General features: G+C 66.2%; 11 protein-coding genes. 4 read left to right on the plus strand and 7 right to left on the minus strand.

The window, feature by feature from the left end; translation table 11 throughout:
* Positions 1-50: 50 nt before the first annotated feature.
* Complete coding sequence (locus D0Y85_RS12870; protein ID WP_080148479.1) at positions 51-851, plus strand: restriction endonuclease; 801 nt, start codon at positions 51-53, stop codon at positions 849-851.
* 58 nt (positions 852-909) lie between these two features.
* Entirely contained in the window at positions 910-3,018 is a 2,109-nt protein-coding gene (locus D0Y85_RS12875; RefSeq protein WP_117310746.1) for a TonB-dependent receptor, read from the plus strand.
* A gap of 100 nt (positions 3,019-3,118) precedes the next feature.
* Here the strand turns inward: D0Y85_RS12875 and D0Y85_RS12880 are convergent, their stop codons facing one another.
* Positions 3,119-3,496 (minus strand): VOC family protein, encoded by a 378-nt coding sequence (locus tag D0Y85_RS12880; RefSeq protein ID WP_117310747.1) that lies wholly within the window; start codon positions 3,494-3,496, stop codon positions 3,119-3,121.
* Between the two features lie 160 nt (positions 3,497-3,656).
* The gene (locus tag D0Y85_RS12885; RefSeq protein WP_032976272.1) at positions 3,657-4,235 is read right to left on the minus strand and encodes a TetR/AcrR family transcriptional regulator; all 579 of its coding nucleotides are present in this window, start codon (positions 4,233-4,235) and stop codon (positions 3,657-3,659) included.
* Between the two features lie 69 nt (positions 4,236-4,304).
* On the opposite strand from D0Y85_RS12885, the gene D0Y85_RS12890 reads away from it, so the two are divergent.
* On the plus strand, positions 4,305-4,850 hold the full coding sequence (locus tag D0Y85_RS12890) for a thioesterase family protein (RefSeq protein WP_117310748.1): 546 nt from the start codon (positions 4,305-4,307) through the stop codon (positions 4,848-4,850).
* 456 nt (positions 4,851-5,306) lie between these two features.
* Here the strand turns inward: D0Y85_RS12890 and D0Y85_RS12900 are convergent, their stop codons facing one another.
* Both D0Y85_RS12900 and D0Y85_RS12905 read right to left on the minus strand, forming a co-directional pair.
* Entirely contained in the window at positions 5,307-6,053 is a 747-nt protein-coding gene (locus D0Y85_RS12900) for an SGNH/GDSL hydrolase family protein (RefSeq protein ID WP_229291391.1), read from the minus strand.
* 94 nt (positions 6,054-6,147) lie between these two features.
* On the minus strand, positions 6,148-7,116 hold the full coding sequence (locus tag D0Y85_RS12905; RefSeq protein ID WP_117310750.1) for a DUF2268 domain-containing putative Zn-dependent protease: 969 nt from the start codon (positions 7,114-7,116) through the stop codon (positions 6,148-6,150).
* Positions 7,117-7,256: 140 nt separating this feature from the next.
* Here D0Y85_RS12905 and D0Y85_RS12910 point away from each other — a divergent pair, with 140 nt between their 5' ends.
* Complete coding sequence (locus D0Y85_RS12910) at positions 7,257-8,240, plus strand: hypothetical protein (RefSeq protein WP_117310751.1); 984 nt, start codon at positions 7,257-7,259, stop codon at positions 8,238-8,240.
* Positions 8,241-8,252: 12 nt separating this feature from the next.
* Here the strand turns inward: D0Y85_RS12910 and D0Y85_RS12915 are convergent, their stop codons facing one another.
* The 3 genes from D0Y85_RS12915 to D0Y85_RS12925 all read right to left on the minus strand — a co-directional run bounded on the left by D0Y85_RS12915 (position 8,253) and on the right by D0Y85_RS12925 (position 11,683).
* Positions 8,253-8,576: a hypothetical protein gene (locus D0Y85_RS12915; RefSeq protein ID WP_117310752.1), complete on the minus strand. Its 324-nt coding sequence runs from the start codon at positions 8,574-8,576 to the stop codon at positions 8,253-8,255.
* Positions 8,577-8,729: 153 nt separating this feature from the next.
* The gene (locus tag D0Y85_RS12920) at positions 8,730-11,192 is read right to left on the minus strand and encodes a prolyl oligopeptidase family serine peptidase (RefSeq protein ID WP_117310753.1); all 2,463 of its coding nucleotides are present in this window, start codon (positions 11,190-11,192) and stop codon (positions 8,730-8,732) included.
* Between the two features lie 155 nt (positions 11,193-11,347).
* A complete protein-coding gene (locus D0Y85_RS12925) occupies positions 11,348-11,683 on the minus strand; it encodes a hypothetical protein (protein ID WP_117310754.1) in 336 nt (111 codons plus the stop codon).
* Positions 11,684-12,242: the final 559 nt, after the last annotated feature.

Consider the following 12,242-nt stretch of genomic DNA (forward strand, 5'->3'; position numbering starts at 1 on the left):
CCAATCGGAAGGCTCGACTGAACAATGGCGAGCACGTCGGAGAAAAATGCATGGGACGCAGGCGCAACAGTCTTCTGGATGTCATGGCCACATGGCCGTGGTACATCAACGCAGCGGTGGGCGGGCTCGGCTTCGCCACTCTGCGCTGGTTGTTACCGGCGTGGCGCCAACCTGTCACTGCCCCCACTGGCGACATCCTCCTTCAGGTTCTTGCCCAACCGGTATTTGCCTGGGCCTGGTTGGCGATCTGCATGCTTGCCACCTTGCTTTCCTTGGCTGGCGCCTATAAGCGACGCCAGCTGCTGGATACCCGAACCGGGTTGGAAAGCCTGGCCACGACGGGCTGGCGAAACTTCGAGCTTCTTGTCGGCGAAGCCTTCCGGCGCCAAGGCTATGCAGTCGAAGAAACCGGACTGGGCGGCGCGGACGGTGGCATCGACCTGATCCTGCGACGCAACGGCAAGCGCACGCTGGTGCAATGCAAGCAATGGCGACGGCAGCAGGTGGGCGTGGCGGTCGTGCGCGAGATGTACGGGCTGCTCGCGCACCACAAGGCGGACGCGGCAATGGTTGTCAGCTCGGGCAAGTTCAGCCGTGATGCCCAAGCCTTCGTGGCGGGCAAACCCGTCGCATTGGTGCCCGGCGCCGAGCTACTGCGGATGATCCGCGAAGTGCAGACTCGGCCGATCACCGAACCGTTGGAACGGCTGGAGCCGACCCTGGCAACGCCCACGCAAGCCGCAACTGCCGCGACCTGCCGGAAGTGCGCTGCGCCGCTGGTTGAGCGCAAGAACCGGACTACTGGCGAGTTGTTCCTGGGATGTAGCCGATTCCCGGCCTGCCGGGGGTGACGTACCGCACTCGACCTGTTAACTTGCGGGCCTGTTTTTTGGTTTACAGACTGTCCGCATGCCCTTCCTGCCGTATCGCCCCGCCCCCTCCTTGCTGTCACTGGCCATCCTGCCTGGCCTTTCCACCACCGCCCACGCCGCCCCACAGGCCACCACGCTGGACGCGGTGCAGGTCACTGCCGCCGATGCCAGCGCGCAGGCGCGCGAGGCGCTGAAGCGCGTGCCGGGCGCCAGCAACGTGATCGACGTGGCCAAGGCGGACAGCCGCCTGTCCAGCAGCGCCGACGTGTTGGCCTACCAGCCCGGCATCAGCGCGCAGTCGCCGGGCAACGAAGGCACCAAGGTGTCGATCCGCGGCTCGGGCATCAACCGCGGCCCAGGTGCACACGCTTCCGGCATCGCGGTGTCGATCGACGGCCTTCCACTGACCGGCCCGGGCGGCACACCTTACGAACTGCTGGAACCGTTGTGGCTGTCGCGCGTGGAAGTGCTGCGCGGTGCCAACGGCTTCGAACGCGGGGCGCTGGCACTGGGCGGAGCCATCGACTACATCAGCCGCAGCGGTCGCGACTCGGCTGGCGTGCAGCTGCACTACGAAGCCGGCAGCCGCGGCTATCAGAAGCGCGGGATCAGCTGGGGCGGCGTCAGCGGCGATGTCGATTACTTCCTGGCCTATACCGATATCGAATTCGATGGCTACCAGCGCCATGCGGCCGGCGATGGCAAGGGCGCGATGGCCAACATCGGCTGGCAGATCACCCCCGATCTGCAGACCCGCTTCTTCGTGCGCTACCGCGAAACAAACCACGAGACACCCGGGCGCCTGACCCGCGAGCAGATCCGCAATGATCCGCGCGCGGCGAACGCGGCCAACCTGGCCATCGATGCGCGCCGCCCGCAGCCAGGCAGCACCTGGGTGGGCAATCTCACCACCCTGCAGATCGACGAGGATTCCTCGCTGCAGGCGGGGCTGGTCTATCACAAATACCCGATGGACTTGAACGAGAGCCTGTACCGCCAGCAGCTGGACTACGCCAATCTCAATGCCACGCTGGACTACCGTCGCCGGCATACGCTGTTCGGCCTGGACAGCGAAACCACCATCGGCCTGCGCGTAACCCACGACCTGGATGCCGATGTGCGTGAGTCGCTGCGCTTTGCCAGCAACGGCTATGCCGCCGGTACCCGCACGCGCGATTTCCGCCACCACGGCACCGACAGCACGCTGCACATCGGCAACAGCCTGGCCGTGAATGATCGCCTGCGTGTACAGACCGGTTTTTCACTGATCAACACCCGCCGCGATGTGCAGGTCACCTGGCCGAGCAGCGGCGGCCGCCTGCGCGACCACGACTGGGATTACGCGCCGCGGCTGGGCTTCACCTGGCAGCAGACGCCGCAGACGCAGTGGTTCGGCAACCTCAGCCGTTCGGTGGAAGCGCCGCACCCGTGGTCGATGATCTGGGGCTCGAACCAGTATTTCGGCGCGGGCAATGGTCCGTCCACCGGCCGCCAGCGCGCGCCGGTGCCGATGCAGAACCAGACCGCCACCACGCTGGAACTCGGCGCACGCGGCGAAGCGGCGCTCGGTCGTTGGGAATTGACCGGCTACTACGCGCACGTGAACCACGAGCTGCTGAGCGTGGAACTACAGCCGGTGCCGAACCTGTTCATCGCTGAGAACAACGCCAGCCCCACCGTGCACCGTGGCATCGAGGTCGGTCTGGACAGCACCTTGTGGCAGGCTGCACCGGGCCGTCTGTCGTTGCGCCAGGCGTACACCTTCAGCGATTTCCGCTATCGCCATGACACGCGCTTCGGCAGCAACCGCCTGCCCGGCCTGCCGCGCCACGCCTATCAGGCCGAACTGCGCTTCGACCACGCCTCGGGCCTGTATGCCGCACTGAACACCGAGTACGCCTCACGCATCGCGGTGGACTACGCCAACAGCTATTGGGCGGACGGCCACGTCATCTTCGGTAGTCGCATCGGTTACGACGCACCGGGCGGCCGCTGGCAGCTGTGGGCGGAGATGTGCAACATCGCCGACCGCCATTACGCCGCCACCGTCACCCCCGGTTACAACGATGCCGGCAAGGACGTGGCGCGCTCGACGCCCGGCGAAGGCCGCGGCGTGTATGCGGGCCTGCGCTGGCGCTTCGACTGATTCACAACTCGAGCGCCGGGGATGGCCCGGCACTGCTGGGATCACGCAATGCGCCAGATGCTACGGCCGCTCGACATCGAAACCGGCTTGCGTCCGTCCTTCATGCTGCCGCCTTGGTCACCGCCTCGATGCGATGGCCATCAGGATCGATCAGGAACGCGGCGTAGTAGTGGTCGCCGTAGTCCGGACGCAGGCCGGCAGGCCCGTTGTCCTGGCCTCCGGTGGCCACGCCGGTGCGATGGAACGCATCGACGGCCTCGCGTGTGGGCGCTGCCAACGCCAGGTGGAAACCCGGTCCCGGCGCAGCCGCGTCATTGCGCAGCTTCAGGCACAACAGGTCTTCATCCTCGACCAGGCCATAGCCGATCGCAGTGTCGTCTTCGAAAACGCGGCGGTAACCGAGTGCTGCAAGAACGGCATCGTAAAAGCGACCTGCACGCTCGAGATCGCGGACACCCAACGAGAGGTGGTGCAGCATGCAGACATCCTTGCCAAGCACGCGCGGGCTGCGCTGGCCGGATTCTACCCTGCCGTGGAGGCGCGTCTACAGGCTGCGCCCGGCCGCATGTCTGGCGGCATCGGTGCCACCGCGCCTGAGCGGATGTGCCTGCATGTTCTGCGAACAATCGGCGCAACGCTCAAGCCGGCGGTGCAGCCGCCTTCAACAACTGCGCAGCCACCTGGTCGAACGGGGCGATGTCCTGCAGTGCGCGGCTCATCGCCACTGCCCCTTCCACACTGGCAATCACCAGGCTGGCCAGGCCGGTCGCCTGGGCAGGCGCGTGCCCATCGGCGACGAACGCTTCAGCCAGGTGCCCCTGCCAGCGGGCAAACACCTCGGCGGCCGCCGCACGTGGCTGGCTTGGCAGGGCCTCCACCGGCTCCTCGACGGCCGCTGCCAGCACCGGGCAGCCGGCACGAAAACCGGTGCGCAGCAGGCGCTCGCGCCACAGCGCCAGGAACTGCTGCAACCCCTGCACCGCGCCGCCCTTCAGCAGTTCGATCAGCAGCGCCTCCACCTTGTCGCCGGCCATCGTGGTGGCCCGTGCCAACAATTCCTGCTTGCCGCCCGGGAAGTGGTGATACGTGGACCCGAGCGGCGCATCAGCCAGTTTGGTCACTTCGCGGATGCTGGTCGCGTTGAGGCCCACCCGCGCGAGCATCTGCGCTGCGGCATCGATCACACGCTGGGGGGCATCGGATGATCGCGGGCTCACGGCCGGCTCCTTGCTAAGACAGTCGTCATAGACTAGCGTTTCGGCCGCTCTATAACAGTCGTCATAACCATGAATCTCTGGTTCCGCCTGCTCTACCTGCTGCTGTGCAGCCTGTTCCGGCCGACGCTGGAGGCCCCGTTCGGCGTCTCCCGCCTGCAGTTCCGGGTGCTGCCCAACGACCTGGACAGCAACCTGCACATGACCAACGGCCGCTACTGGAACATCTTCGACCTGGGCCGGCTGGACCTGATCCTGCGCATGGGCCTGGGCAAGGTGGCGCTGCGTGAGAAGTGGGCGCCGATCGTTGGCGCCGGCACCATCCAGTTCCGGCGCGAGCTGAAGCCGTTCCAGCGTTTCACCTTGGAAACGCGTCTGGCCGGCTGGGTGGGTACGCGCGTAATCATGGAGCAGCGTGTACTGGTCGGCCCGGATCAGAAAATCGCTACCCGTGCGCTGCTGGTGACCGGCATCTACGACCGTCGTGCGCGGCAGTTCGTCGGCATGCCGCAGATGATGGAATCGATCGGCGAGGTTGCTCCGCCCTCGCCAGCCCTGAGTGCGGCAGCCGACGCTCTGCTGGCTGCCGATCTGGCGTTGAAGCAGGACCAAGATTGACCCCTGCCGCGCAGATCAGGGGGGCAGACACCTCCACCATCATGGGGGTCACGAAGGTGATCTGCGTGCGGCCACCCACATGCAGCACATACTCGAAGGTCTGCCGCATCTGGCTGTACGCGCCACCTTCGGGCGCACCATAGTTGGAGTTGGCGCCGACGCTCACGGTGTGCCGACCGGGCGTCAGTGGCTTGAGCATCAGCCAGTACCCGTCGGCCGCAGCCAATCTCGAGTCGTCGTCATCCGGATCCATGCGGAAGCAACCTTCGCTCTTCACCCGGTGCAGGCGCATGTCACCCAACGGCTGCCCGTCCAGCAGCACCACAGCGCTGACAAGATGGTCGTTGTTGATGGCCGCGCCGGCCTGCAGCCGATAGGGTAGTGCCGGCCGCTGGCCGGCAATCCGTTCGGCATGCAGATCGAGGTTGCCGGCCAGCGGCCGGCACTACCCCAATCTCAGCGCTTGGGCGCGTTCGCCTGCGCGCGCTTGATCGCCGTTTCGGCCAACGGTGCCATCAGCGCATAGCCCTTTGCCGTCGGATGCACGCCATCGGTTGCCAACTGCGCATCCAGTCCGCCGGCACGGTTGGCCATGGGCGTGTAGTAGTCCAGATAGACCAGCCCGCGCGCATCGGCCTGCCGCTTCAACGCAGCATTCAATGCACGCACCTTGGGTGCAGGTGCCATGCCCGGCATCCACGGGTACTCGCTGACCGGCAACACCGACGCCAGCACCACCGCAATGCCATGCGCTTTGGCCAGATCCAGCATGGCCTGCAGATTGTCCTCGATCATCGCCTGCGTCGACGGGCCGGTGTTCCCGGCGATGTCATTGGTGCCGGCCAGGATCACCACCACATCCGGGCGCAGCGCCAGCACATCCTGCGAAAAGCGTACCAGCATCTGTGCGGTGGTCTGCCCGCTGATACCGCGATTGAGGTAACCCTTGCCGGGGAAGAAGGTGCTGCTGCCTTCCTTGCCCCAGCCTTCGGTGATCGAATCGCCGAAGAACACCACGCGTGACTGGCCGGCCCGTGGCGCGGGCAAAGCAGCATTGGCTGCGCGGTACTTCTGCAGCTGCGGCCAATCGGACAGACGCTGCTGCATGAAGCGCACTTCATCTGGCCGAACCTCCTCCACTGGCTTGGTCAGCAATGGATTGCTGGCCGCCTGCACCAACACGGGCGTGGCCAGCCCCGCCATGAGCGATCCGGCCAGCAGCCAGGCCGGTGAAGTCCTCCTGCGCATGAGCATCCTCCGTCGTCGACCCGCGCAGTCTAGCGCAGCCGGCCAATGGTCATTCTTCCGCTGCAGCCGACCTTGCCGCCACACCCGTCACCTTCGCCGGCATCCACATGCCCGGCGTCCAGCCACTGGCCTGCAGGATCGCCTTCGGGTTGTCCTGCTGGATCAGCGCACGCACGGCATCGCGCTTGTTGCCGGCCTGCAGGTAATACGCCTTGGCAATGCGGTAGCCCACCCAGTAACCCAGATCGTAGGGCTCCTGCGAACCCGGCGTGTAGTTGTACAGCCAAGGCGTCAGATCGGTGCTGTCCAGGTCCAGCGCGAACGCACTTTCGATATGCACTTCCCTGCCCCGCGTCCAGCCGGCATGCCGGCCATTGCCAACGTTGCCGGAAATCAGCTCGGCGATGAACTCGGCGATCCCCTCGCCCAGCGACTCGCGCAGCACCGTCGCCCGCGGGTCGCCTGCTTCGTACTCGCTCACGCCGGTCTGCTGGATATGCACGTACTCATGCGCGATCACGTGCACGAAGCGGTCCTGCGCGTTGGCGTTCATGAAATCGGCCGCGCACAGCGCTTCCAGGCCGATCACCACGCCGTCGGGGTACGTCATGCCTACCGGCTTGCCGCGGCCCACCACGATCGCCACCGGCGGAAACTTCGCCTGCGGATAGATCGCCTGCAGATTGGCGAACACCTGCACCAGTCGCTGCCGCACTGCCGGCAGCTCCGCCAGGCAGGCCCGTCCATTGGCGTACAGCGCAGGGTCGCGGGTCATCGCTTCGGCCATGCGCTGGGCGGTCACCCGGCGCAGCTTGGCGAACTGGGCCAGGCTCGGCGTGCCCTGCGCCAGGTACTGCTCAAGCTGGGCCACGCTGGGCTTGCCGCCAGCGGCCTCGTACAGCGCGTAGAAACGGGTGGCATCGGCGGTCAGGATTTCCGGTCCCGGCGCGGCCGCCTGGGTGGCGCCGATCACCCCGCCGAGGGCCAGGGCAAGCAGGCAGCGCAATGACACGAACATGGCTCCGTCCTTGGTGGAGTGCACGCGAAGCGCGCAATCTACCACCGCGTCGGCGCATGCGCTGCCGTATCGTGCAACGCGCTCTGCGGCTGTGCCAGACTCGTGCCGACCGGCTGCAAGGGAAGCGAGGGGAATACAGGATGATGATCGTTCCAGCGTACTGGGCCGAAGCCCGCCTGCAGGACAGGTACAAGGGACGCCCGCTGGTGGTACGCCGGTTCGGCTGGTCCGACGACGACCAGGATGCCGCGCAGGCCCATGCCGATGCACGTGCGCGCGAAGCGCTCGATGCCGTCCTCAGCGGCCAGGCCGTTCCGCGTCGCGAGCGACGAACCAACTACGGCGTGGAAGGCATCCCCATCCGCGAGCAGATCGTGCAGCGCAGCGATGACGTCATCGTTACCCGCAACAGCTACGGCGCGCTGTGCCTGAACACCCCGGACGTACTGTTTGCGGATATCGACCACGTGTCCACTCCGTCAGGCTGCGCACTGCCGCTGCTCGGAGCGCTGGGGCTGCTGGCGGCTGGTGCGCTGATCGGCGGTGCGCTGGGCAACGTCAACATCGGCCTGGGGGCCGGCGGCATTGCGATGGTGGCGGTCAACCAGATCCTGTCGTGGCGGCGCAAGCGACGGCTGGCCCGGTCCGGCGGCGTCGAAGGCATTGCACTGCAGCGCGTGCAGGCGTTCGTCGAGCACCACCCGGACTGGCACCTGCGCGCTTACCGCACCCCGGCCGGGCTGCGCATACTGGCGATGCATGCCACGTTCGAACCACAGGATGCGCAGGTGCATGCCTTCTTCAAGGCATTGGGCACCGACACGATGTATGCACGCATGTGCACGCTGCAGCATTGCTTCCGTGCGCGGCTGACACCCAAACCGTGGCGGCTTGGCATCATCGCGCACATCCGTCCGCCGGTGGCGGCCTGGTCGGCCGAGCAGGCCAGCAATCCCGACCGCCTGGCGTGGATCGCCGAGTACGAAAGGGAAAGCGTCGGCTTCGCTGCATGCGCGTATGTCCGCAGTTTCGGCGATGAGCGCCGCGTGCATGCCAAGGCCGAACGCGTGCGCGACCTGCATGATCGGATGTCGCGTGCGCTGGAGAACCTGCCGCTGGGCTGAGTGCCGTCGTGCTCAGCGGCCGCCCTGCACGAAGGGTTGGCCCGCCAGCGTGGTTCCCACCTGCAGAGCGACCTGCTGCCCATCCTTTGCGAAGGTGCTGCTGCAGTTGCTGCGGCCCTTCTGGCAGCCCACTTCCGGGAAGCCGTCCAACACTTCGGGTGCATCGCGTGGCGGGCTCGCCTGCCATCCTGCGGCATCAAGCAGGCGCTTGGCCTTGCTGTACGGCATGCCGGCAGTGATACCCAACGCCGCCAGCTCAGCCGGCAGCGGTTGGGCGGAGGCAATGCCCGGGGCAACGGAAATCGACAGCGATACGGCGAGGATGAAGGCCTTCATGGAGCGAACCCGTAGCGGACATCAGATGCGCAGCGTACCGCAGCTTTGTGGCCGATCCATGCCTGCATCACAGATGGTTACGCAACACCCACAGGGGATACCTGGACAGGACAGCTGAAACAGAAAGGCCGCCCGGAGGGCGGCCTTGCCGGATTACTTCGCGTTCTTCACGTAAGTGTCGAACCAATTCAGCATTTCCGACACCAGCTGCTCGTTCGATTCCAGCGCGGTGTACCAGTGCGGCTCGTTGGGCAGCATCACCAGGCGGGTGGTACCACCATTGCCGCGGATCGCCTGGTACAGCTTGCGCGACTGGAACGGCTCGGTGCCCGGGTTGGCGTCGTCCTCGCCGTGGACCAGCAGCAGCGGCAGCTTGATCTTGTCGGCGTAGAAGAAGGGCGAGGCCTTCAGGTACACATCCTGCGCCTGCCATACCGAGCGACGCTCGTTCTGGAAGCCGAACGGGGTGAAGGTCTTGTTGTACGAGCCACTGGTCGCCACGCCGGCCTTGAACAGGTTGGTGTGGGCGATCAGGTTGGCGGTCATCAGGCCACCATGGCTGTGGCCGGTCACGCCGATACGGTTGCGGTCAACCACACCCAGCTCCACGGCCTTGTCCACCGCCGCCTTGGCGTCGGCTTCCAACTGCTCCAGGTAGGTGTCGTAGGCGTTCTTCGGGTCGCCCACGATCGGGAACGAGGCGTTGTCGATGATCGCGTAGCCGGCCAGCAGCATCAGCCGGTACGGCTGCAGACGGGTGAACGTCTGCTGCGAACCGGAGACCTGGCCGGCCTGCGCGGCATTGGCGAAGTCGGCCGGGTAGGCGTACAGGATCGCCGGCACACGCTGGCCTTCCTTGTAGCCCGGCGGCGTGTACAGGGTGAACGACAGGTCCACGCCATCGGCGCGCTTGTAGGTCACCAGGCGCTTCTGGATCTGCCGCACTTCCGGGGTCGGGTCGACCAGCTTGGTCAACGCAGCAGGCTTGGACTGGAACTGTGCCTCGCCGGCCTTGGCATCGTTGATGCGCTCACCGAGCAGACGCACGAATGCGTTCGGCGGGTCCATCACCGACTGGTGCCAGGTCAGGAAGCGACCCGGTGTATTGCTGAACCCCAGGAACTGCTCGTACGCATCGGCATCACTGCGGAACAGGCGTTCGCTCTTCAACGTAGTCAGATCGAGCGCATCCAGGAACGGACGGTCGCCCTGCGGCGACGCTCCCTGCCCGCGCAGGAACACGGTGTTGCCCTCCTGGCGCACCACCGGCGCGCCGCTGGGCAGGCGCTTGAACACCAGGTTGCCCGGGTTGCCGTACAGCTCATCGCTGGACATGTCCCACAGCAGGCGACCTTCCTTCTTCGGCTGGTCCACATCGACGATGCGGGCCTGCATCCAGTGGCGGTTCTCGTCGTTCTCGAACTGGAACGACACGGCCGGGTCGGCCGACCACGCAAAGCCCTCGAAGCGCTGTGCAGTGCGGGCGATTTCCACCGGCTTGCTGGTGAACGGGGCCTTCAGCATCAGCACGCGATCGCGATGCGGCACGCTCACCTTCCAGTCGCCCTTGTCCAGCGCTTCGGCATAGACCAGGGTGGCCGGATCGGTGGAGCGCCAGTCGTAACCCCGCGGGCCTTCCGGCACGCCGTGTACCGGCACGCGATCGGCCAGCGGCAGGCTGGCCAAAACCGTATTGCGGCCATTGGCCAGGTCCAGGACCGCCACATCATTGGCGAAGCGCTGGTAGGTCACCGCGTGCGAGAACGGCGCCTTCAGGGTTTCGGTCAGCACATGCACGCCATCGGGTGCGGCGTTGACGTCGTTGTACAGCGCGGGCTGCCCAACGGGGCGCACGCTGCCGGAAGCGGCATCGACCACCGCCAGCTGCGAGGCACCGTAATAGGCGAACAGCTTTTCATCGTGCACGCTGGTCAGCGTGTCACGCGCTTCATAGGTGCTGCTCTCGCCACTGCTGCCCAGCGACTCCTGCGCGTCCGGACCGGTGGGCGTACCGCCGTTGGACGGCGCCGGCCCCTGGTTGGCCGGCACCAGCTTCACCAGCAGGTTCTGGCTGCCGCCCAGCCACTGCACCGTGCTGCCGAAGATGGGGTTCAACTGCACGTTCGGCACCTGCTTTACCTGGCCGGTGGCGGCGTCGCCCACCCACAGCTGCACGCTGGTATCGACGGCATTCTGGAAGGCGAAACGACTGCCATCGGCCGACCACTGTGCGCCACCTGCGCACCCCTGCGGCAGGTTCACCTTGGTGCTCTTGCCGCTGACGATCTCGACCAGGGTGAAGTCGGCCACACAGGCCGGAATGCCATAGCCGCCGGGGGTGTCGTGGCGGCTGCGGTTCTTCGGTTCCAGGCGCACGCCAGCCAGCTTCAGGTACGGCTGGGCGACGCGGGTGATGGACGGATAGGTCTGGGCGGTGGTCAGCAGCAGGCGCTGGCCGCTGGGGTCGATGTTCGGTGCCGGCGGCGGCGGCGCCTTGAGCACCTTGAGCAGGTGTTCCGGGGGCTTGGCGTAGTCGGCGAAGGCCGGGCCGGCGGCCAGCAGGCCGAGCGTGGCAACGGCAACGGCCGCCGCCAGAGAGGTACGACGGATGAGCATCCTTTTCCCCTGGAGTGTGAGTTGGGTACCCGCACGGCGGGCATGGGCCGAATCTAACACCCCCCGCCCACCGGGAAATGGGCCGGAAGGGCTAGTCGCCCCATCCTGCAAAGCGTGGCCCTGCCTGACCCGGCCCCTCTCTGGATGCCCCTCGCCTACTGCCGCGCGTGCAACTCCCAGGTGGACAGATAATCGGGATCGATCACCGTCACCCCGCTGGACCGCAACTGGTACTCGCCCGGCGCGGCCGGCAGGTACTGGTCCAGCATGGGCGGCAGGTAGCGCTCATGGCCGTCATCGCCATCGGCCAGCACCAGTCCTTCTTCGGCACTGACTCTCAGCACGGTGCCGGCAAACTGCTCCAGCCCCTGCACCTGGCCATCGCCACCAAAACGGGTAACGCCCACCAGCACCAGCTTGCCAATCATCTGCGCGGCCTTGGCATCATCCAGATCCAGGGGGGGCGGGGCTCCTCTCGATTCGTTGCTCATCGTGCACCTCGGAAGCCTGCGTGGACATCGTGGACGAGATGCGCGCCCAGTGCTGCGGACCAGACAGCGGCGTGGGGCGACTCGCATGCATGTTGAGGCTCTGCGCACTGCGGGATGCAGAGCCAACCATCGTGCTCAACTCACGGAAGAATTCTGTCTGAGGCTGCATGAACCGCAGCAACGTCTGCAGCATGTCTGCCAACACCAGTGCACGCTGCCTGCGCGACAGGCCGGTTGCTGATGCGATCGGTATACGCGTGAACAGGTCTGTGCATCGCGGGCCTCCTTGCCGGGGGAGTGGCCGTGCAGGCCACGTTCAACGCTGCGCAATCTGCAGGAAACGAACTGGCGGTGTCGATCGCGGAAGCGCGGCGGGCCTGCAACCCAAGGCCACGCTCGCCCTTGATCGTCTACACGGTTGAATGCTGCCACCGGCCGCGGAACGACGAAGTGAAGAAGACTCCAAGGCTTGCGGGACGACTGATCGCCGCCGGGGACAGTCCCCGCGCAGGCAACAGAACTTGAGCCGCACAACGGCCGATGCAGGAATGCCTGGGCA

The organism is Stenotrophomonas sp. G4, assembly GCF_003428825.1.
Lineage (GTDB): Bacteria > Pseudomonadota > Gammaproteobacteria > Xanthomonadales > Xanthomonadaceae > Stenotrophomonas > Stenotrophomonas indicatrix.